This is a genomic window from Paractinoplanes durhamensis (assembly GCF_016862175.1).
Lineage (GTDB): Bacteria > Actinomycetota > Actinomycetes > Mycobacteriales > Micromonosporaceae > Actinoplanes > Actinoplanes durhamensis.
On the sequence record NZ_BOML01000036.1, the window covers coordinates 40048 to 59333 of the forward strand.

A 19286-nucleotide genomic window follows, 5' to 3' on the forward strand; every position below is an offset into this window, starting at 1 on the left:
TAACTTTTCGAGGGGCGTGATCGGGATGACGCAGCCGGAGTCGCTGGCGGAGTTGCTCAACGGGCGGCGGTCGGCGATCGACGCCACCCTCCCGGCCGCCGGCTTCGTGATCGGCTGGCTGGTCACCGGCCGCTCGATCTGGGCCGGCGCGGCGATCGCGGTGGCCTGCGCGCTGGCCGTCTGCTGGTGGCGGCTGCGCCACGGCGACAAGCCCCGCGCGGTGCTGATCGGCCTGCTCGGCGTGTGCGTGGCCGCGACGATCGCGCTCGTCACCGGCAACGCCGAAGACTTCTTCCTGCTCCAACTGCTGAGCAACGCGGCGTCCGCGCTGGTCTGGGTGATCAGCATCGTGCTGCGCTGGCCGCTGCTCGGCGTGATCGTCGGCGGCGTGCTCGGGCAGAAGACCCGGTGGCGGCGCGACCCGGCGCTGCTGCGGTCGTACAGCCTGGCCAGCTGGGTCTGGGTGCCGCAGTACCTGATCCGGCTGGCGGTGTTCGTCCCGCTCTACGAGGCCGGCCAGGTGGTCGCGCTCGGCGCCGCCCGGATCGTGCTGACCTGGCCCCTGATCGCGGCGTGCCTGGCGGTGAGCTGGTGGGTGATCCGCAGGACCCTGCCGCCCGGCCACCCGGGCCTGCGGCACCCGGTCACCGATGCGGTAGCCGAACGGTGATCGTGGTGCCGACGTTCTCGGTCGACTCGACCTCGATCGAACCGCCGTGGTTGTCCACGATCTTCCGGCAGATCGCCAGGCCCAGCCCGGTGCCCGGGATCGCCTGACGGATCGCGTTGGTCGCCCGGAAGAAGCGCACGAACAGCGCGTTCTGCTCCTCCGGCGGGATGCCCATGCCGGTGTCCGAGACCACCAACACGGTGTGCCCCTCGGCCTGCTCGCCGCGGATCGTCACGGTGCCCTCGGCCGGGGTGAACTTCACCGCGTTGCCGAGCAGGTTGGCCAGCACCCGGTCCAGCTGGACGCCGTCGGCCTGCAGCAGCAGCGGGCCGCCGACGTCGGTGTGCAGCCCGACCGACGCCTTCTCCGCCGCCGGGCCGATCGCCGCGACGGCCCGCCCGATCACCTCGGCCAGATCCACCTCGCCGGGCTCGCTGGCGAAGCCGCCCGCCTCGATCCGGGACAGGGTGAGGATGTCCTCGATCAGCTCGCGGAGCCGGCGGGCGTTGCGGGCGATCACCTCGAGCATCCGCCGCTGCGCGTCGGTCAGCTCCTCCGGCCCGCTGTCACGCAGCAGCTCGACATAGCCGGAGATGCTGGTCAGCGGGGTACGCAGCTCGTGCGAGACGGTCGCCATGAAGTCGGTCTTGGCGGCGTCCAGGGCGGCCAGCCGGGCCAGCAACTGCTCCTCGGTGCGCCGCAGGTGATCGGTCTCGGCGTCCTTGACCAGACCGTCCGCGCGCATCCGGCTGGCCAGCTGGGCCACCGCGAGAGCGCCCAGCGCACCGCCGGCGGCCAGGCCGACCAGGAACGACGCGGCGCAGGTCCGGCCACCGAATCGCGAGGGGCGCATCGGCCGGGACCCGTCCGGTCCGCGTCTCAGGCCCGGGCCCGGCTCAGCAGCGCCTGGATGCGGGAGACGAGTTCGCGCGGGCTGAACGGCTTGGTCACGTAGTCGTCGGCGCCGGCGCTGAAGCCGCCCTCGACGTCCTGCTCCTGGACGCGGGCGGTCAGCATGATGATCAGTATTCCGGCGGTGGCCGGATCGGCGCGCAGCATCCGGCAGACGTCGATGCCCGACAGTCCGGGCATCGAGACATCGAGGACGGCGAGCGTAGGTTGGCGGCTGCGAGCCTGTTCGAGGGCGGTTTGACCGTCCTCGACGGCGATCACCTCGAACCCGGCCTGTTCCAGCTTGAACGCCACCAGGTCGCGGATGTCGGCGTCGTCGTCGGCGACCAGAACCACCGTCACGGCTTACTCCTAGGTTGCACCGTCTTTCGCTACCATTCGGCACCATATCCCGTTATTTCATGATGTGACGGGTGCTCTGGGGAATGACGGATCACATCGGTGGGCGTACCTTGCAACCCAGCTGCAACCGCCGTGCATCGAGCCTGCAGCTCACGGGCGGTCTTCTGAGTGCACGACACCCGCTGCTCCCGCCCGGCAGGAGGATCCGATGAACGCCATGATCGACGCCGTACGTACCGAGGCCCTCTTCCTCTCGTACGTGCAGCGCTCGCAACAGCCGAGCGCCGACATCATCCGCGAGGCGGTCACCGACACCGTGCACCGGCTCGGCGAGGACCGCTGCGCCGAGCTGGTCGCCCAGGAGTTCGGCGAGCACCCGGACTGCGCCCCCGACCGGATGCGGTGGGCCCGCACCGCGGTGCGCCTGGCTTTCCACTGACCGTGCCCTTATGCTCGTCGCCATGCACGCGCGATTGAGCATGTGGTGGCCCGCCAGACCGGCGGCCACACCCACCCGCGCGTAACCACCACCGCGGCCGCCTCCCCGAGGCGGCCGTTGTTCGTTGTGGCCCTCCGCCTCGGCCGGCACCGCCCAGGCACAACGGAGGACCACCATGCAGCCTTTCGCCCTGCTCCACCGGGACGGCGCCGACCACGTCGAGGTGCTCACCGGCGACGTGATCACGGTCGAGACGCTCGCCGGCATCCCGATCCGGGACACCTTGCCCACCCTCGCCGTGATCCCGTACCGGCAGATCGCCGAGCGCGGCTTCGACTGCGTCGACGATCAGGCACCCCTGGAATGTCTGCTCGTCACCGGCGTACACAAGGAGCCTTTGTCGGCTTTCCCGGCGGCTGAGTTGAAGCTCGGGCCGGGCGGGTTCGATCTCTCCGACGACGAGTACGGCGAGATCGTCGAGACGGTGCTGCGCGACGAGATCGGCCACGGCGAGGGCGCCAACTTCGTCATCCACCGGGTCTGGACCGCCTCGGTCGAGGGGGATCCGGTCGCCGCCGCCCGCGCCGCCTTCGGCCGGCTCCTCGCGAATGAGCAGGGCACCTACTGGACGTTCCTGGTGCACACCGGCGCCCGCACGCTCGTCGGGGCGACGCCCGAGCGGCACGTCAGCGTCGCCGACGGGATCACCATGATGAACCCGATCAGCGGCACCTTCCGGCACGGCTCCGGCTCGCTCGCGGAGTTCCTGGCCGACCCGAAGGAGATCGAGGAGCTCTACATGGTCCTCGACGAGGAGCTGAAGATGATGGCGACCGTCGCCGAGCACGGCGGTCAGGTCGCCGGCCCGTACCTCAAGCAGATGGCGCACCTCACCCACACCGAATATCTGCTGGCCGGGCGCGGTTCGCTGGACGTGCGCGAGGTGCTGCGGGAGACGATGTTCGCGCCCACGGTCACCGGCAGCCCGATCGAGAACGCCTGCCGGGTGATCGCCCGCCACGAACGCCGGGGCCGCGGCTACTACGCCGGCGTGCTCGCCCTGCTCGGCCACGACGACCAGGGCCGCCAGACGCTGGACGCGCCGATTCTGATCCGTTCGGCGGAGATCTCCCCCGACGGCACCCTGCGGGTTCCGGTCGGGGCCACCCTGGTGCGGCATTCGACGGCGGCCGGCGAGGTGGCGGAAACCCACACCAAGGCGGCGGGGATCTTGGCCGCGCTGGGTGCGATCACTCCCGCTGTTTCCTGCGTACGCCCGGAGGCCGAGACCGCGGAGGTACGCGCCGCTCTCGCCGCCCGCAACACCGGCCTCGCGCGGTTCTGGCTCGATTCCCGCGCCCCCGGCGCCCTGACCATCCCCGCCCTCGACGGCAAGAGCGCGCTGATCGTCGACGGCGAGGACACGTTCACCGCGATGCTCGCCCACCAGCTGAAAGCCCTGGGCCTGACGGTGACCGTGATGCCGTGGCACGCGGCGGTGGCCGGCATCGTCCCCGCCGACCTGGTGGTGGTCGGCCCCGGCCCCGGCGACCCCGACGACCTGACCGACCCGAAGATGGCCGCGATGCGCGACCTGGTGGCCGGCCTGCTCGCGGCGGACATCCCGATGCTGGGCGTCTGCCTGGGCCACGAGATCCTGGCCGTCCTGCTCGGCCTGCAACTGGCCCGGCGCGCCTCGCCCTACCAGGGCCTGGCCCGCGACATCGAGATGTTCGGCCGCACCCGCCGGGTCGGCTTCTACTCCAGCTTCGCCGCCGTCTCCCCCACCGACCTGCTGGTTTCCCCGTACGGCCCGGTCGAGATCGCCCGCGACCCGGACGACGCGGCGGTGCACGCGATCCGCGGCCGCGGCTTCGCCGGCGTCCAGTTCCACCCCGAGTCGGTGCTGAGCCGCGACGGCGTGGCGATCCTGGCCGAGCTGCTGCCGCCATTGATGTCCGGCGTGGTTAGCCCGGCCACGAACGGGTAGCACAGGGGCAGGCCGGTGGTTCAAGGGGATCGAGAGCCTCCGCTTGGACCACCGGCCCCTCGATGCCACCATGTGCGGCATGAATGCGGCGGCAGCCTGGGCCGACGAGCAGACGAGCGCGGTCCGCGACGACCCGGCCGCGCGGATCGCCCTCATGCAGCGCTGCTACCACGGCCCGTACGGCCGGGCCCCGCATCACCTGCCGTTCCGCCGGGCCGCGAGTTCGTTCATGCGCTGGCAGCTCCGCCGCGGCCTGCTGCACCCAGATTCCGGGAGTCCATGGTGGCGCGCGGTGAACGAACGCATCCTCCGCGACGGCTGCGAGGCGGTCGCCCTGAGCGGCGACCTCCCCGGCACCCCGTCCTCCCCGCGACGGCGCCCCGACCTACGCCTGGCCATACGAGCACCGAGCCGTCTGGCACCCCCCGAAGTCGATCATCATCCGGGCAGCCCAGCATGCCGTCTCTCCACAGCGACGCCGTTGAGAGGCTCGCCCGGGGCTCCAGTCAGCTCAAGGACATAAAGCCCAATTTGCGAAATGTTCAAAGAGCCAGCAAGGTGCCATCTCACGCACGATTTTCGGAAATCTGAGACCGCAGGGGACCGTCTCTGCGACGCAAGATGGGGCGATACCTCTCACCGCGCTCCCCACGCATGGGCAAGCGACAAGAGCTGACTGCCCGAGCACTCCCCGGTAGCGTCGAGTCCACAAAGGGGCATCGAGACGGGAGAAGCGATGGCCGCGGGCTACGGAGAACGAAACGCCGAGGGCACGCCTATACGCATGATGGCGGTCTCGCTCTATTCCGAGAGATATCCCGCAATCGGTGAGAACCACGGCCTGTCCGCAATTGGAGGCGCTGTCCGTGCGTCTTTCAGCGAAAGCGCCTTACAGTTGACTTTGCTGGACATGGTCGAGTGGGGCGAAGAGGACGCCGAGAGATTAGCTTCGTCGATTCGCCAAGCCGAGCCTCACGTCCTGGCCATCGGACTTCAATATGGGACCTACTCCTTCTTGAGCAAGCACTACTCCCGGCTCCGTCAGGCAGTTACCGAGAGCAACGCCCTTATCGTTTTCGGCGGGCCGCTCGCCACCTACCTGAGCGACCGCCTGCTTGACGAAGTGGAACCCGAATCGGTCGTCATACTTGGTGAAGCCGACGAGGCTCTGCCACTCCTGCTACAGGCCTGGAAGACCGGCAGCAAGAGCTGGCCCCAGGTACCGAATATTCGCTACCGCGACAAAATTTCCGGCCTGGCCATCTCGTCGCGCCGGAAGCTGGTAGACCTCAACCGCCTATCGATTCCAAGCCGCCAACACCTCAAAATTATCGCAGAATTGGGCGGAGAGATATTCGTCGAAACCAGCAGAGGCTGCTCGTGGGCAGCGTGCACATTCTGCCTACGTGGACTGACGGACATCCACGGTCGGTCCCATGAGTTCAGGCGCAAGTCACCCGAACTGGTAGCACAAGATCTACAGGATCTGAATACGCTCGGCGTGACCGACATAACGGTCGCCGACGAAGACTTCCTCGGCGGCAAACTCGAGGAGACGGAGAAATTTGTATATCGCCTGCTCGACCAGCTGAGGTCGCCCTTCCGCTTCGACGCCAGCGCGACCGTGCACTCAGTATTTTCCCGGCGAGACTCGCCGGAAATGGCCACCAGACGTCGAGCGCTTCTTCAAGCGCTCGTCGACAGCGGGCTCCAGAAGGTCTTCCTCGGAATCGAATCGTGCTCCGACACTCAGCTGAAGCGATACGCAAAAGGACATACCCGGACTGAAGCAGTACAGGCCGCGGAACTCCTGCGTTCCCTGGGCGTTCGAGTCGAAATCGGCGTGATTCTCTTCGACCCCCTGTGCAGTCTTGCCGAGATCGAGGACAGCCTGCAGTTCATGCGAGCGAACGACCTGGCCTCGGTCGCATCCGGCATAAGCAGCGAACTGCGTCTACAGACCGGTTCCACCTATCTGCACATGCTGAGGAAGTACGAAATATCCAGCGGAAACGCTCTGCACGATCGGGACTTCGATCCGGACACGCTGACTCATTCTTACAGATTCAGAAGCCCAGAGGTGCAATCACTCCACGGCATTGTGCAGCATTGGAACCGTAAACTGCATCCGCTCTACTATCCAGCAAAGAGCCTATCCAGGTTCGGAGTTCACGGAGCCCTGGGCTCGTCCGTCCGAAGTATGCGGACCGCCACCAACACCTTTCGAGATGAGACCTGCGACGCGATCATATATGCGATTCGAAGGGGGCGAGACGGCGACGATCCACGAGAGACGCTAGACTACGCACTCACTGCAGCGGCGTATCATTTGGCTCACGCGGTAGTAAAGACGCTTGAACATGAAAACATGAAAGATTCGCATCCAGTAATACGAAGAGTCTTCACTGCTGCGCGAGACATAGATGAACTAATAGCCAACTAATTGCCACTTCTCGGAAGGATGGAAGATGAACCCGGATCGAATTCTCGAATGCATGGCCGAAATGCATACCTTGACGAGACTTCCGAGAATTGGATGGATCATGGCCGGTGTGCCTGATCCAGAATCAGTCTCCGACCACTGCTTCGAGACCGCAATCATCGCGTACATGCTGGCGCAACAAATTGCCGAACCAGTCGATATGGGAAAAGTGCTTGCTATGGCACTGTTCCACGAGACCGGCGAAGTGCGCCTCACCGACCTACCTCGACGGTCCGCACCTTATGTGAAGCAGTTCAAACGCAAAGCCGAGCAGGATGCGTCGGTAGACATCTTGGGTGGGGTCGCGGAATCGGTACTTCCCCTGCTGGAGGAGATGCACGAACTGGAGACGCTTGAAGCGCGACTGGTCGAAGCAGCCGAAGAGCTACAAATCATTGCCGCAGCAATGTACTACGCGAAGGAAAATCGCGGCGATATGAGCGAGTACCGGCGCGACGCCGAGAAGTACGACCCTCTCGGCATCGGCCCCGCGGCAGCAGTAGCCGAGGTAGTCAAGCGCCGCCTCGGCGAGTACCTCGGCGAGAAGCCGTACTGGGAGTTGGGGTACAGCCGCCACTCCGTCGCTGATGACCGTGCAAAGGGCTGATTCCCGGTACGACGTCTTCCTCAGCTACAGTGATGATGACCGCGATTTCGCTCAGGCGCTTTATGAAGCACTGCGCCATAGCACCCTCCGGCGCAGGAGGCTTAAGGTCTTCTTCGCGCCGGCAGCCGTCGGTATCGGTGAATCGATCCCGTCTGCGATCGCACGCGCGTTGGAACACTCAAGCTGCCTGGTGGCCGTCGTCACCCCTAGCTGGCTGGCATCCGAGTGGACCAGCCTCGAAGCAGAAGTTGCCGTTTGGCGGGATCCGGCCGCGAATCATCGACTCATCCTGCCATTGCTCCTCAAGCCGTCTGACCTGCCCAACACGATCAGCCGACTCAAGTACCTCGATCTGCGTCGAAAAAGCGATATCGAGAAGTTCCTGCCCGAGTTGCTGTCCGCAATCCGCTGGTCGGTCGCCGAGGAAGAAGCGCGGAGGCAGTCCTCTGCCGAGACCCGAAAGGTACTATCGGCGCCCATACTGCCGTGGCTTGGTCTGGGAAGTCCAAGCTTCGATTTCTTGTGGCCTGAGATGATCATCGATCCAAGCATCTCGCCACGCCGTCATCCCGGCAGCGACAACAAGTTGTCCCGCTGGCTGAAGTCGGCACACACGGAATCGGGCAGCTTTGCGGTCGTCGGCCCGGCCGGCGCGGGAAAAACAACCGCCCTCCGGTCATTGTTGCTCACCGGTGGAGGCACTCTGCCTTCTCAACGCGTATTTCTGCACGCACGCGATCTTCCGAGCCGAGCGGACGAACTCAACGTCCGCGCCAAGCGGACATCCAAGCTCGCCGTACTCGTCGATGGACTGGACGAGGCCGGCGAAGACCTTACCGAGGTTATCGCCCAACATCTTGGTGCATTAGCGGCCAATGGCGTCACCATTTTCTATGCCGCAAGGACCGACTTCTTCGAGCGGAACGGGGACACGCTCGGTCGGCTGTCCGGGCTGCCACGCGATGTTCTCGAAGTCAAGTCTTGGACGCGCCAGGATGTACTCGATTTCGGAAACAGGTACGCCGACCGGCTCAGTGATCCATCACTATCGGCCCGGCTGGAATCGATCATAGACAGTGTGCCCGGCGCACTGAGTATGGCGTCGAATCCTATGCGCTTGACTCTGCTTCTATACCTCCTCGCGTCGGACCCTTCGATCGACGTGGTGCACCTCACCGAACCGTACGCACTCTATGACATGTTCTATCGCGAATGGATTTCCACTGAACGCCATCGTGGAACGGGAGGGGGCGACCCCCCTCTCGTGCATAGCTCACACGTTTTACTAGCGCGCTGGTTTTACACGCGACCGGGCGAGCGGCCGCACCCGCAAGACGTAATTGGCGCAAATTCTTGGACCGAACTCAGCACGGACAGCGCCTTCGCCGAGCTCCTCGACATAGATCACGGGCGCCGTGAAGACCTCGCGATAGTGCGCGGTTTCAGGCATGAGACTATTGGCGAATTCTTGATTGCCAAGTCTATCGTTGCTGCATTTCTCCTGGGCGGTTCAGCCATCGATGACGTTTTGACTGTGACAGTCAGGGACGATGTAAACATCTATGTCAGAAGCGCGATAAACCAGCTTGGTCAGCACCGCCTTGCTGCGATCCTAGCGAATTTAGCCCAACGCTTCGAATCGATCGAGCAAGATGATGCGTTTCGCTCGACGAACGCTGCCGAGCGGCTGCGCGAGCAGATTTTGTACTACGTTGGCCGTCTTCCCGTCGCAGACGCAGCACAAATTCTTGTGTCAGCATTCCACAGGGAAACGAACCCACTATTGCGAAGATCCGCTGCGCTCGGAGCGATTCTTCACGGCCGCGAGGATGTCGAGTCCGAATACATGCTGATGTTGGAGCAACCCGAAGAAGCAATCCTGAACCGTTCAGTTCAGATGGTCTACTTCGGAGATGTGCACGGAGACCTCCACACCTTCCGCGACGGCGGGGAGGACTGGCCGAAGTCCCGTAGGGCGATCCTTGGAAGACTGTCCCAGAATTCCGTCCGCGATCGACGTCTACGGCTCTGGGATCTGAAGACCCTGAAGTCATTCCTGACCACGCGCGAAGACACCGGTCTCGATGCCCGAGAGTTGCATGTGCTCCACGGACTTGTCGACAGCAAGGTCAGCACAGCACGGGACGAAGAGATTCGACGTGAGGTAATGCAGATATTGCAGCTTCCACGGGACCCAAGCATTGCCTGACCAAGTATTCGATGCCCTGTTTCGAGCGGCCGACACGAGTCTCGCGGAGATCCGGCTACACGACGCTAATGGCACCCGCCCAGCAAGGGCGGGTGCCTGAAAGCAGCGTTGGGATCAGGCCGCGTGGGCTCCGGTCTTCTCGTCGGCCACCGTGATGTCTCGGCCGTCTCGGGGGTCGAAGAGGTAGATCTTGTCGAGGTTCATCCAGATCTTTGCGTCGGCGCCGTCTCGCACCCTGGACTTGGCCGACAGCCTCGTCGCCCTCGATGGTGAGGTAGACGTACTTGTCGGAGCCCATCGACTCGACCAGGTCGACCGGGCGGTGAACGCGAAGCCCTTGGCCCGCAGGCGGTCCTCGACGAGGCCGGCGTCCGCGACAGGTTTTGCCGCACACCACCATCGGGTATCAGCGTCGCGCGGCGTCACATCCAAGGGGGACACATGGCAGAGCCACAGGTCACACTTGACCCGAACAGCTTGAACCCGGTCGAGGAGAAGCTGCGCGGCCCACTGCAGGAGCAGCTGACATCGGCCCTGCAGGCCGCAGCCGAGCAGACCAGAAAGACGTACGCCGGCGAGGATCTCGACCAGGTGACCGAAACGTTGCTGGAACGCACAAAATCAGGCCTGCACCACGACATAGCCGACGGCTTCCGCCCCGACCTGTCCCAGCTGCGCCACGTGGCCGAACAAATCGTCGCCAACGCCGACACCCGAGACCTCCCCCGCCCGCGCTAGATCTCGTCTCGCATCACCCGGTCCGCAAGCGCCAGCGGGCCGCGCGCCTACGGTCTGCCCTACCATAAACTCACCCTGCCAGGGAGTTTCGATAAGAAACCATCGATGGGCTGAACTTCCAGATTTCAGGGCACGCAGGTGCCGCCGGCCTACTCGGCGCCGAGCCGGTGGGCCACCTCCGGCGGGAGCGGGTACGGGCGCTCCGCCGGCAGCATTTCGGCGGCGGCCTCATGGTCGCCGTCGGTCAGTCGGGCATGGATCGTGCGGGCCAGGTCGGTCACATCGGTGATCCCGACCAGCCACTCATCGACGTACCGGTCGACTGCCTTGCCGGAAAGCCCGACCTGCAGCGACCGGTACGGAAGCGGCGCCAGCCGCAACGACCGCTCCGGATCCCACTGCACCCGCACCGGCGTGCTCTTGACCTGCTGCGCCCAGGCCTTGCTGTCCGAGTGGAGCTTCCGGTCGAAATGGCTGAGCGCCGCGTTGGCGAGCGCCCACTCGAAGCCGTCCCGGGTGATCTCGACGGCAAGCACATGCTCCTGGCCGGGCTTGGCCGCCCACCCGCAGCGATACATCATCCAGAGGAACGACGGCTTGATCCAGGTCATCCGCTCCCGCTTGAACGGCGCGACGAAGGTCCCGGCGGCCAGCGCCGGCCCGGCGATCGCGGCCGAGTACGCCTGATAAACCGTGATCGTGCGCTCGGTGTAACTGGCGCGTACCTGTCGAAGCGGAATGTGCACGCACCGGATGATGACCGCCGGGAGTGTGTCACGCACCTGATTTCAGGCCGTCGCGACGCGAGGACGAGCGGCGCGGGAGATCCATTCCGCTACGTTGACACCGTGGGGGACCTGACCGAGGGCGCGCATGCCACCGAGCCGTGGCGGGTCCACGGCGAACGCAGCATCTACGACAGCCGCTGGGTGCGGCTGGTGTCCGTGGACGTGGAGCCCCCCGGCCTCGAACGGTTCGAACATCATGTGGTTCGGCTTAACGCCGCCGCGGTGGCCGCGGTGGTCGACCACGACGACAGGGTCCTGCTACTTCGTAGATACCGTTTCGTGCCGGCGCAGTGGGCCTGGGAACTGCCTGGCGGCCTGATCGACCCCGGCGAGGACGCGGCGTGCGCTCCTCGTTGTGCCCGACCACGCCGACACCGTGGCCGGGCGCCGGTTTTAGTGCGCCACCGTGCACTGGTCGTCCTGGGCGGCCAGGGCTAGTGCGACCGTCTGCACCTTGGCCGGCTTCGGGCCGCCCCCGCCGGCGTGGAAGACGAAGACGTAGTTGGCCGCCGGGTTGCCCGGGGCCGACGCCACCAGGTAGCCGACAAGTTGTTCCTGCTGCTCGGCCGTGGTGGTGCCGGGCAGGCTGAGCTTCGGGTAGGCCCTGCTCACGTCGGCGACGCTCGCGCCCACGCCGATGCCCTCCGGCGTCCGGACCGTGCTGGCGGCGGTGATCGCGGCCAGCCCGTGGTCGCGGGCGAAGTGCGCGCGGTTGCCGTGCGAGCTGACGGCGAGGCACTTCGCGGTGCCGGTCTTCGTCCAGTCGGGGTCGATGGTGACCAGCTTGGCGGCGCCGGCGTCGGCCGGGCTCATCCCCAGCTTCAGCCGGCCGAGACCGGTCGGCCCGAGCACCGAGTAGTCGCTGATGCTGGCGGCCATCACGGCCATCGCCGCCCGGTGATGGGTCTGCGCCGACGTCGTGTCCTGATAGAGGTGGTAACCGGCGAACGCCACCACCACGGCGAGTGCCACCTGAACCAGCCGGACGAGTACGGTCCGCATCGACCCCCACCTAATTCCCAGAATTGACCAGCATCGTAGCTACCAGGAGGTCCACCGCAATACCCGCGAGTAGGTTTAAGTTCATGCGCTGGCTGGACCGGGACCCCCGGATCCTGGTGCACAGCGTGATCACCGACCGGGCCGGCGACCAGTTCGTGACCCGCTGGCCCAAGGGCAGCGCATACGTCCGCCACGACTCTCGGCCCATCCGAGCCGGTTGAACTACAGGCGAATGCAACAGTCGGTGCAGATCTTCGGCGCCGGCAGGGTGAAGGCGAGACAACAGGTCCGCCGCCGCACCCCGGCCGGCGGCACCAACTCGACAAGATCGTCGAGGCCGAGGGCGTGCAAAACCCGGCCGGGTGGCTCCGGCGTGCGCAACAACCCGTACGCGATTCCGGAGGCCAGCGAACCCAGCAGCACTCGCCGCCCGATCCGGACCGACCCGTGCATCGCGTTGAGCAGTGGCGTCAGATGCTCGTCGAGCAGCGACCGGCGCAGCGCGCGAAGCAGTTCGTCCTCATCGGCTACGACCACGGTCCCCGGCCTCCCGGCCAGCGGATCGGCCGGCAGGACGGCCACCCCGATCCCGGGTCGCAGCCCGAGTGTGACCAGCGGCCGGGGATCGTCGAAGTTGACCAGTACGTCGTACCCGGTCAGCAGCGGCACCCTCCGGGCCACCGCGAACCCGAGCACCCCCGGCAGCGCCAGCCAGTAGGTGTAGGCCTTCCAGGCGAGCGAGGCGGCGGCGTGCGGCTGCGCCTGCCAGCGCCGGGCCGCCCGCTCCAGCAGCATCGGCAGAAGATCATCGGCGAGCCGCGCGGCCGGCGTCCAGCGGGTGTCATCCGGCACGAACAGCCCGGGAGCCACGCCCGGCAGGCGATCAACGGTCCCGAAGATCGAGCGCAGCACGCTGAGGACCGGCCCCAGCGGATGCGCATCACTCACCCCCACCTTCATACCCCGAAAGCATCTTTTTGTACGCGGTGGACCGCACCACAAACGCATCGACGCCGCCGCCCGCTTCTTCGAGCACCACGTGGCCGCGCCCCGGCGTACCGTACGGCCCCATGAGCGTCACCATCGAGACGGTGGTCGACGTGCGGTTGGGCCGGCACAGCGTCGCCGGCTACCTGCCCCAGTTGGTGACCTTGGCCCTCGCCGGCAGCGGCTTCGGCTTCGGCGGCGCCGCCTTCCGCGCGGCCCGCGCCCGCCGCAATGCCTCCGGTAATCTCCGTCATCGATGATCAAGAAACGGTGGGCGGCGACGTCGGCGATCGCCCTGGCAGCGGCGGCAACGGTCCCTTTCATCCGCCTCGACAGGCATGAGGCGGCGACCGCCCCCGAGTTCAAGACCATCGACCCATCGGTCCCCGAGGCCAAGCTGCTGACCAGCGTGCTCTACCTGGACCAGTGGCGAGAGTTCGGCAAACCCGCGGGCTTCGCCTACGTGCCGAAGACCCGCCCACCCGGCCTGACCGGCATGGACCCAGGAAACCCGCCACCACTGAACGGCGACACCCTCCTACCGTCCACCGAGGGCCGAACAATCGACGGCTACCACTTCACCGCCGGCAACACCCGCCTGTTCGCGGTGGTCGAGATCGCCACCGAGCCAACATCCACCTGCACCGACACCAAAGGCATGACAAACGCCCTCTGCGTACGAGACGAGCACCTCCCCACCACCACCGACCCGACGGCCCGGCACCGCACCGCCTACTTCACCGCGGACAGCCAGGCCGCCTTGACCGCAGCCGACGAGGCCCGCCGTTTCTGGGCAACAACGGAGCTGGTGCCGTCATCAGAGGCCGCGTGGCTGACAGACCTGACCGCCAAAGCCCGAGCCGCCGCCCAGAGCTGACGCAGCCCGGGCCAGTCACCGCCGCCCCTGAGCAATCTTGTAGATCTCCTGCTCAGCGATGACCGAAATTCCTCTAGGTCCAGTGGAAGCGGGGAAAAGCCGACCGATATATACGGCATGTCATGACCCTTGAGGTGCGAACACTTTCGCCGCGCGGAGGCTGCGTCCATTAGCTGGAGCGTGCCCGCGACGCGAGACGGCGACGCGGGACGGCGACGCGCGACCGCGACCGGACCCCTGGGAGATCCACGGCGCTACGGCAACACCGCCGGCAAAGCGCTGTGGCAGCACGGCACCGGCGACCGGCGTGCGGCGGGTCAACCGCGGTGGTCAGCCGCGGCGGCGCAGTAGGAAGGCGCCGAGGATTGTGGCGGACAGGACCAGCACGCCGCCCGTCACCAGCAAGCCGGCCGGGAGGTCGTGGGCCATCGTTACCGTGGGGACGATGGCCGCCTGGGCGCTGCTCTGCGCCCTCGCCGGAGCGGCCGACGTCGCGGACGGCGCGGTGGACGTCGCCGGGGTGGTCACGGCCGGGCGGTTCGGCAGGGCGTAGCGCTGCAGGACCGCAGGCTTGCCGCCGGATTCCTCGGAAACCGTCAGCAAGGCGGTGCCGTCCGTCGTGTAGCTGATCGACTCGCCCTGGGGCTCGTCCGGCAGCTCTATCGGGGTCGGTGTGCCGTCGGTGATCGCCTTGGCCAGGTCGTCGCCGGGCACCTCGAACTCGAACGCGTCGGCGTATGTCCGCAGGACCGCGTGCTTGCCGTCGGGGCTCACCGCGCCGCCGGTGATCACCAGCCGGCCGGCCAGGCCGAACGGGTTGGCCGTGTTGGTCACCGGCAGCGAGACCGTGCCGACCTCGCGCAACGGGGTGGTCCGGTCGGCCCGCAACTCGCCGTCCGGCTCGTACAGGCTCGCCGCGCCCACCGTCTTGGTCACCACGATCGGCGTGCCGGAACGGGTGAGCAGCAGCGCCTCGGCGTTGTGCGCGCCGTCCGGATAGGTCAGCCGGTAGAGCTTCGGGGTCTTCGCGCCGGCCGCCAGGCGCCACAGGCCGATCGTCTCGCGGTTCTCCCCGTTGTCGCCGATGTCGGCTACCCACAGCGTGCCGTCGGTGGCGAGCCCGAGGTCCTCGGTGTCGCGCGGCCGGGACGGGTAGGAGAGGGTCCGGACCACCTTGCACTTCCGGTCCAGGTAGAAGATCTTCCGGTGCGACCCCTCGTCGGAGCCGTCGTTGACCACCACATAGCCGGTGCCGGTGGCGGCCAGCCCGGACAGCTCGGTCAGCCGTTTGTCCCCGGCCTTGCAGACCTGCTGCGCGCCGGCCGCGGCCTCAGCCCCGAACGCCACCCCCGGCACACCGACCGCCAGCACCACCGCCGCCAGCACCGAAACCCCGCGAAGAATCATCGGTTCCCATTCGAGCACGCCCGCTCAACCCCGTCGGCCACGGCGCGGCCTCGATTCTTGTGCGCCATGTTCGATCTGCGACGGCCCCGTGTTACATATGCGAGAGCTCCGTGTTCCATATGCGGTGAGCAACATGGCCGCTGAGCTCCCGAGAAACCCGAAGCGAGAGCGTCGGGTGGTCAGTAAGGTCCGCGGTGTGTCGCGGTGGAAGATGTTGGAGACCTGGGATCGGGATCTGCCCGGGCTTACCGCGGCGCAGCTGACCGAGCGGCTCGAGCTGGCCCGGGTGCGGGAGCGGTCCTCGATGCAGCCGCCGCGCAACCCCAAGGCGAGGCGGGACTGGCGGCTCCGGCGGGAAGCCGTCGAAGGCGAGATGCAGGCGCGCGGGCTGACCTTCTAGCTCGGGTAGCCGGCCGCTTCCATGCGCTCGGCCAGCAGGCGCAGGCCGCTTCGTAAGCGGGACTTCGCGGTGCCCTCGGGGACGCCCAGCTCGATCGCTACCTGGCGGTAGGAAAGGCCGTAGTAGTAGGCCAGGGCGATCGCGTCGCGGTAGAGCTGGGGCAGGTCGCGGACGCACTCGCGGACCGCCTTCGCCTGGGCGGCGCCGACCACGTCGTCCTCCAGGGTGGGCTCGGTCGGGGCCTGGCCGGCCAGGCGGGTCAGGTGGGTGCGCTGGGCCGACTGGCGGCGTAGCAGGTCGATGGCGCGGCGGCGGGCCAGCATGCACAGCCAGGTGCGCAGCGAGCCGGCCTTCGGGTCGAAACGCTCGGGGTGCCGCCACAGCTCGACGAACGCCTCCTGCACGGCGTCCTCCGCGCAGCACGGGTCGCCGGTGATCCGGGTGGCCAGGGCGTATGCCGATGGTGCGTGCCGGTCGTACGCCTCGACCAGCGCGTCCTCGTCGGCGGCGACCAGCATGGCGCGCAGCCGGACGTCGTCGGCGTGGGAGCGCACGTCACTCACAGCCCAGGGTGGCGGCGACGGCGAGCATGTCCAGGGCGGCGGCGCGGTCGCCGCCGATCACCGCGACCGAGTCCGGCACGGGGATCCGGCCGGCCAGCAGCCGGGCAAACCGCTCGGCCGGCATCCGCACCTCAGCGACAGCCGGCCGAGCCGGCGAGACGCCACCCGGAGAAGCAGAGGAGCCGCCGGTCGAAAAGGCGGACAGGGCGGCCGTCGTGGAGCCGCCGCCCGGACCGGTCAGCTGGAGCGTTGCCGACGCGCCGGGGCGGCCCCGGCCCGCGGCGTCCATCGCGCCGGGCAGCAGGGCCACCCCGAACGCGACGATCCGGGCCAGGTGCAGCGGGGACGGCACGACCGGGGGCAGGGCGATCGCGGCCCGGACGTCCGCGTCGTGGATCCACGTCTCGAAGGCGCGCTGGGTCAGCGCCTCGCGCAGCGGCCGCCGGATCGGCACCCGGCCGGCCAGCCGCACCGGGTGGCCGAGGAGGTCGGCGCGGCTGCCGACGGTCCGCAGGAGACGGTCCGACTGGGCCCGCCAGTCCAGCGGTGCCGACGAGGTCGAGACGCCGAGATCGGCGGCGACCCGGGCGTCGTTGCGGGCCAGGTGCGACACGAGGTCGGCGACGCTGCGACCGTCGAAGACCGGGGCCTGCCAGTCCGATGCCGACAATCCGTCCAGCAGCGTGCCGAACGAGGCGACCTGGGCGGCGTACGCATCAAGGGCGGAGGAATCGGACGGTGCCCGGGCCGAACGGGCGGCCGTGACCATCCGGTCGCGCAGGAGAGGCGGCGGGGCCGCGAAGTGCGAAGCGCTGAGCCAGGCCGCCGACCGGGCGGCCGCCGAGACCAGCGACGAGCACTTCGGACATGAGCCCACGTGGGCAGCGACGGACGGGTCGGCGCAGTCGCCGAACGCGTACGCCTCCAACAGGTCATCGGGATGCCCTGGCATAGGCCGAAGACGATACGCATCCGGCCGCGTAATGACAGGCGGATAAACGACAGCAATCCGTTTCGCCGTGGCGTGCGAATACCGCCCAGAACTAGGGGGGAACAACTATGGGGGCGGGCAGGACGCCACTGAGGTGGGCGTTCGTCAATCGGGATCCGGCGCTCGAGCCGGATCTGCTGCACAGCTACGTCGACGCGTGGCGACGGCACGACGTCGAGGCGGTGCTGGAGACCTTGGCCGACGACTGCGAGGTCGTCGAGCCGCACGGGCCGGTCTATCGGGGGAAGGACCAGGTCTCGGAATGGATGCGGAACTGGGTCGTGGCCGGCGGCCGGATCACGCAATGGCGGATCACCGACAGCGGCTCGGCCGGTGATCTGCTGGTGGCCGAATGGGAACGCACCTGCCGATGGCGGGGCACCGAAACCTCATTCGCAGGGGCCACGATCTGCCGTCTGCTGGGTGGGCGGATCAGCTATCTGCGGGAGTACGGCCACTTACCCGCACCCTGATCCCGTCGATCATCAGGGCCAGCCCGAATTCGAACCGGCGGCCCGGGTCGGCGCCGATCGCCGCGGCCAATTCCCGCAGGTCGGCGTCGGCCTCGGCCTGGGCGGCCAGTTTCGCCTCCCGGTCGGCACCGGTGGACTGCTCCTCGATGGTGTGGCCGAGCACGTAGTGCCCGACCGCGAACATCGTCCACGCGGCCTGCTCGGCGGGCAGCCCGGCGTCCATCAGGATGCGCATGCCGGTGCGGCCGGCCATCGACGTGTTCGGCTCGGTCACGAACGTCTCGGCGACCAGCCGGGCGCCGTCGCGGACGCTGAGCAGCGCCTGCCGAAGCCGGTGGGCGAGAGTGAGGAGGCGCTGGTCCCAGGGGCCGGCCGGGGGTGTCTCGGCCACCCCGGCCAGCAGGTCGTCGGCGACCGCCTCGAGCAGGGCCTGCTTGCTGGGGAAATGCCAGTAGAGGCCGCCGGCCTGCACGTTCAGCGCGGCACCCAGCTTGCGCATGGTCAGCCCGTCGAGCCCGTCGGCGTCGAGGAGGTCCCGGGCACCGCGCAGGACATCGGCGCGTCGTAGCTGCACGGCCGAAAGTCTTGCACATCAGAATCAGCCGGGGCTGGACCGGCCGTGCCGCCAGTAGCCGACGAACGCGATGTCGGCCTTGGCGAAGCCGCGGTCGTTCACCAGGTGCCGCCGCACCCCGGTGGGCAGCCCGGATTCGCCCGCGACCCAGGTGTACCAGCGCCCCTCGGCCAGGTCCGCGTTTTTCACGGCGTCGAGCGCCAAGGCGCCCGGGCGGGTTCCGGCTTCGTCTCGGGCCAGCCAATTGATGCGTACGCCGGACGGATGCGCAACCCCTGACCGGATGTCGCCGGACTCCGGGACCTCGAGGAACGCCTGCCCGGTCAGCGCCGGCGGCGCGGTTTCCAGGATGGACAGGATGGCCGGCAGGGCACTCTCCTCGCCGACCAGCAGATGCTGCTCGGCGGCCGGCGGCGGCAGGTAGGTCATGCCCTCGTCGAAGATCCCGGCCGGGTCGCCGGGCCGGCAGTTCGCCGCCCAGGCGGACGCGGGTGCGTCGCCGTGCAGCGCGAACTCGATGTCGATCTCCCGCTGCTCGGGCCGGTACGCCCGGATCGTGTAGGTGCGCACCCACGGCCGGCGGGACTTCGGCGTGAGCAGGGTCTGCGCCATCCAAGCGTCGTTGCTGAGCGTCGGCATCTCCAGGCCGGCCTGCCCGGCGCGCGGGAAGAAGAGCCGGACGGCCTGGTCACGCCCGGTGTGGTCGAGGCCGTCGAGGTCGTCGCCGGTCAGCGTGATGCACCGGAAATTCGGCGTTATGCGGGCATTTTTCGCCACGCGCAGCGAGATCATCTGCCGGCGGGCAGGGCGTTGCACCTTGAACATGCCCGCGAGT

At 67.6% G+C, this 19286-nt stretch carries 23 protein-coding genes; 13 read left to right on the top strand and 10 right to left on the bottom strand.

All coding sequences use genetic code 11. The features are described 5' to 3' along the window. The first annotated feature begins 25 nt into the window (after positions 1-25). Positions 26-670, top strand: a complete 645-nt coding sequence (locus tag Adu01nite_RS22270) for a DUF3159 domain-containing protein (RefSeq protein ID WP_203728869.1) — start codon at positions 26-28, stop codon at positions 668-670. Here Adu01nite_RS22270 and Adu01nite_RS22275 read toward each other — a convergent pair. Both Adu01nite_RS22275 and Adu01nite_RS22280 read right to left on the bottom strand, forming a co-directional pair. Further along, entirely contained in the window at positions 645-1523 is an 879-nt protein-coding gene (locus Adu01nite_RS22275) for a sensor histidine kinase (protein WP_203728870.1), read from the bottom strand. The two genes, Adu01nite_RS22270 and Adu01nite_RS22275, sit on opposite strands and share 26 nt — an antisense overlap. Before the next feature lie 26 nt (positions 1524-1549). Beyond that, positions 1550-1924 carry a response regulator transcription factor gene (locus Adu01nite_RS22280; protein ID WP_203728871.1) on the bottom strand — a complete coding sequence of 125 codons (375 nt, stop codon included), beginning with the start codon at positions 1922-1924 and terminating at the stop codon, positions 1550-1552. A gap of 208 nt (positions 1925-2132) precedes the next feature. Between Adu01nite_RS22280 and Adu01nite_RS22285 the strand changes: the two genes are divergently transcribed. From Adu01nite_RS22285 to Adu01nite_RS22310, 6 genes are all read left to right on the top strand, one after another. Beyond that, a complete protein-coding gene (locus Adu01nite_RS22285) occupies positions 2133-2363 on the top strand; it encodes a hypothetical protein (protein WP_203728872.1) in 231 nt (76 codons plus the stop codon). A gap of 175 nt (positions 2364-2538) precedes the next feature. Then, positions 2539-4353, top strand: coding sequence for an anthranilate synthase family protein (locus tag Adu01nite_RS22290; protein WP_203728873.1), 1815 nt, complete (start codon positions 2539-2541; stop codon positions 4351-4353). Between the two features lie 736 nt (positions 4354-5089). After that, on the top strand, positions 5090-6796 hold the full coding sequence (locus tag Adu01nite_RS22295) for a B12-binding domain-containing radical SAM protein (RefSeq protein WP_203728874.1): 1707 nt from the start codon (positions 5090-5092) through the stop codon (positions 6794-6796). Positions 6797-6821: 25 nt separating this feature from the next. After that, positions 6822-7442, top strand: a complete 621-nt coding sequence (locus Adu01nite_RS22300; protein WP_203728875.1) for an HD domain-containing protein — start codon at positions 6822-6824, stop codon at positions 7440-7442. Further along, positions 7423-9651, top strand: a complete 2229-nt coding sequence (locus Adu01nite_RS22305) for a TIR domain-containing protein (protein WP_203728876.1) — start codon at positions 7423-7425, stop codon at positions 9649-9651. Before Adu01nite_RS22300 ends, Adu01nite_RS22305 begins: the two co-directional genes overlap by 20 nt. Before the next feature lie 441 nt (positions 9652-10092). Continuing rightward, on the top strand, positions 10093-10389 hold the full coding sequence (locus tag Adu01nite_RS22310) for a hypothetical protein (RefSeq protein ID WP_203728877.1): 297 nt from the start codon (positions 10093-10095) through the stop codon (positions 10387-10389). A gap of 149 nt (positions 10390-10538) precedes the next feature. Here the strand turns inward: Adu01nite_RS22310 and Adu01nite_RS22315 are convergent, their stop codons facing one another. Further along, entirely contained in the window at positions 10539-11135 is a 597-nt protein-coding gene (locus tag Adu01nite_RS22315) for a DUF4291 domain-containing protein (RefSeq protein ID WP_203728878.1), read from the bottom strand. Between the two features lie 102 nt (positions 11136-11237). Here Adu01nite_RS22315 and Adu01nite_RS22320 point away from each other — a divergent pair, with 102 nt between their 5' ends. Continuing rightward, complete coding sequence (locus Adu01nite_RS22320; RefSeq protein ID WP_239132618.1) at positions 11238-11615, top strand: NUDIX hydrolase; 378 nt, start codon at positions 11238-11240, stop codon at positions 11613-11615. Here the strand turns inward: Adu01nite_RS22320 and Adu01nite_RS22325 are convergent. Next, positions 11571-12179: a hypothetical protein gene (locus Adu01nite_RS22325; protein ID WP_203728879.1), complete on the bottom strand. Its 609-nt coding sequence runs from the start codon at positions 12177-12179 to the stop codon at positions 11571-11573. The genes Adu01nite_RS22320 and Adu01nite_RS22325 overlap by 45 nt on opposite strands. An 83-nt stretch (positions 12180-12262) precedes the next feature. Between Adu01nite_RS22325 and Adu01nite_RS22330 the strand changes: the two genes are divergently transcribed. Continuing rightward, positions 12263-12400, top strand: coding sequence for a hypothetical protein (locus Adu01nite_RS22330; protein WP_203728880.1), 138 nt, complete (start codon positions 12263-12265; stop codon positions 12398-12400). 1 nt (position 12401) lies between these two features. On the opposite strand, the gene Adu01nite_RS22335 is transcribed toward Adu01nite_RS22330, so the two are convergent. Beyond that, a complete protein-coding gene (locus Adu01nite_RS22335; RefSeq protein ID WP_203728881.1) occupies positions 12402-13139 on the bottom strand; it encodes an IucA/IucC family C-terminal-domain containing protein in 738 nt (245 codons plus the stop codon). Between the two features lie 110 nt (positions 13140-13249). Here Adu01nite_RS22335 and Adu01nite_RS22340 point away from each other — a divergent pair, with 110 nt between their 5' ends. Both Adu01nite_RS22340 and Adu01nite_RS22345 read left to right on the top strand, forming a co-directional pair. Next, complete coding sequence (locus Adu01nite_RS22340; protein WP_203728882.1) at positions 13250-13426, top strand: hypothetical protein; 177 nt, start codon at positions 13250-13252, stop codon at positions 13424-13426. After that, entirely contained in the window at positions 13423-14043 is a 621-nt protein-coding gene (locus tag Adu01nite_RS22345) for a hypothetical protein (protein ID WP_203728883.1), read from the top strand. The genes Adu01nite_RS22340 and Adu01nite_RS22345 overlap by 4 nt, the downstream gene beginning before the upstream one ends. A gap of 330 nt (positions 14044-14373) precedes the next feature. Here Adu01nite_RS22345 and Adu01nite_RS22350 read toward each other — a convergent pair whose 3' ends face one another. Continuing rightward, positions 14374-15468 carry a hypothetical protein gene (locus tag Adu01nite_RS22350; RefSeq protein ID WP_239132619.1) on the bottom strand — a complete coding sequence of 365 codons (1095 nt, stop codon included), beginning with the start codon at positions 15466-15468 and terminating at the stop codon, positions 14374-14376. Positions 15469-15646: 178 nt separating this feature from the next. Here Adu01nite_RS22350 and Adu01nite_RS22355 point away from each other — a divergent pair, with 178 nt between their 5' ends. Continuing rightward, positions 15647-15850: a hypothetical protein gene (locus Adu01nite_RS22355; protein WP_203728884.1), complete on the top strand. Its 204-nt coding sequence runs from the start codon at positions 15647-15649 to the stop codon at positions 15848-15850. Here Adu01nite_RS22355 and Adu01nite_RS22360 read toward each other — a convergent pair. Both Adu01nite_RS22360 and Adu01nite_RS22365 read right to left on the bottom strand, forming a co-directional pair. Continuing rightward, the gene (locus tag Adu01nite_RS22360; RefSeq protein ID WP_203728885.1) at positions 15847-16413 is read right to left on the bottom strand and encodes an RNA polymerase sigma factor; all 567 of its coding nucleotides are present in this window, start codon (positions 16411-16413) and stop codon (positions 15847-15849) included. The two genes, Adu01nite_RS22355 and Adu01nite_RS22360, sit on opposite strands and share 4 nt — an antisense overlap. Beyond that, a complete protein-coding gene (locus Adu01nite_RS22365) occupies positions 16406-17365 on the bottom strand; it encodes a maleylpyruvate isomerase mycothiol-dependent enzyme family protein (RefSeq protein WP_203728886.1) in 960 nt (319 codons plus the stop codon). Before Adu01nite_RS22365 ends, Adu01nite_RS22360 begins: the two co-directional genes overlap by 8 nt. A gap of 107 nt (positions 17366-17472) precedes the next feature. On the opposite strand from Adu01nite_RS22365, the gene Adu01nite_RS22370 reads away from it, so the two are divergent. After that, complete coding sequence (locus Adu01nite_RS22370) at positions 17473-17877, top strand: nuclear transport factor 2 family protein (RefSeq protein ID WP_203728887.1); 405 nt, start codon at positions 17473-17475, stop codon at positions 17875-17877. Here Adu01nite_RS22370 and Adu01nite_RS22375 read toward each other — a convergent pair. Beyond that, the gene (locus Adu01nite_RS22375; protein ID WP_203728888.1) at positions 17837-18451 is read right to left on the bottom strand and encodes a TetR/AcrR family transcriptional regulator C-terminal domain-containing protein; all 615 of its coding nucleotides are present in this window, start codon (positions 18449-18451) and stop codon (positions 17837-17839) included. The genes Adu01nite_RS22370 and Adu01nite_RS22375 overlap by 41 nt on opposite strands. A gap of 24 nt (positions 18452-18475) precedes the next feature. Then, positions 18476-19276, bottom strand: coding sequence for a siderophore-interacting protein (locus Adu01nite_RS22380; protein ID WP_203728889.1), 801 nt, complete (start codon positions 19274-19276; stop codon positions 18476-18478). Positions 19277-19286: the final 10 nt, after the last annotated feature.

Coding starts and splice junctions, on each gene's coding strand:
- Adu01nite_RS22270 (WP_203728869.1), top strand. CDS start 26: ATGACGCAGCCGGAGTCGCTGGCGGAGTTGCTCAACGGGCGGCGGTCG.
- Adu01nite_RS22275 (WP_203728870.1), bottom strand. CDS start 1,523: ATGCGCCCCTCGCGATTCGGTGGCCGGACCTGCGCCGCGTCGTTCCTG.
- Adu01nite_RS22285 (WP_203728872.1), top strand. CDS start 2,133: ATGAACGCCATGATCGACGCCGTACGTACCGAGGCCCTCTTCCTCTCG.
- Adu01nite_RS22290 (WP_203728873.1), top strand. CDS start 2,539: ATGCAGCCTTTCGCCCTGCTCCACCGGGACGGCGCCGACCACGTCGAG.
- Adu01nite_RS22295 (WP_203728874.1), top strand. CDS start 5,090: ATGGCCGCGGGCTACGGAGAACGAAACGCCGAGGGCACGCCTATACGC.
- Adu01nite_RS22300 (WP_203728875.1), top strand. CDS start 6,822: ATGAACCCGGATCGAATTCTCGAATGCATGGCCGAAATGCATACCTTG.
- Adu01nite_RS22305 (WP_203728876.1), top strand. CDS start 7,423: ATGACCGTGCAAAGGGCTGATTCCCGGTACGACGTCTTCCTCAGCTAC.
- Adu01nite_RS22310 (WP_203728877.1), top strand. CDS start 10,093: ATGGCAGAGCCACAGGTCACACTTGACCCGAACAGCTTGAACCCGGTC.
- Adu01nite_RS22325 (WP_203728879.1), bottom strand. CDS start 12,179: ATGCGGACCGTACTCGTCCGGCTGGTTCAGGTGGCACTCGCCGTGGTG.
- Adu01nite_RS22330 (WP_203728880.1), top strand. CDS start 12,263: ATGCGCTGGCTGGACCGGGACCCCCGGATCCTGGTGCACAGCGTGATC.
- Adu01nite_RS22335 (WP_203728881.1), bottom strand. CDS start 13,139: ATGAAGGTGGGGGTGAGTGATGCGCATCCGCTGGGGCCGGTCCTCAGC.
- Adu01nite_RS22340 (WP_203728882.1), top strand. CDS start 13,250: ATGAGCGTCACCATCGAGACGGTGGTCGACGTGCGGTTGGGCCGGCAC.
- Adu01nite_RS22345 (WP_203728883.1), top strand. CDS start 13,423: ATGATCAAGAAACGGTGGGCGGCGACGTCGGCGATCGCCCTGGCAGCG.
- Adu01nite_RS22365 (WP_203728886.1), bottom strand. CDS start 17,365: ATGCCAGGGCATCCCGATGACCTGTTGGAGGCGTACGCGTTCGGCGAC.
- Adu01nite_RS22370 (WP_203728887.1), top strand. CDS start 17,473: ATGGGGGCGGGCAGGACGCCACTGAGGTGGGCGTTCGTCAATCGGGAT.
- Adu01nite_RS22380 (WP_203728889.1), bottom strand. CDS start 19,276: ATGTTCAAGGTGCAACGCCCTGCCCGCCGGCAGATGATCTCGCTGCGC.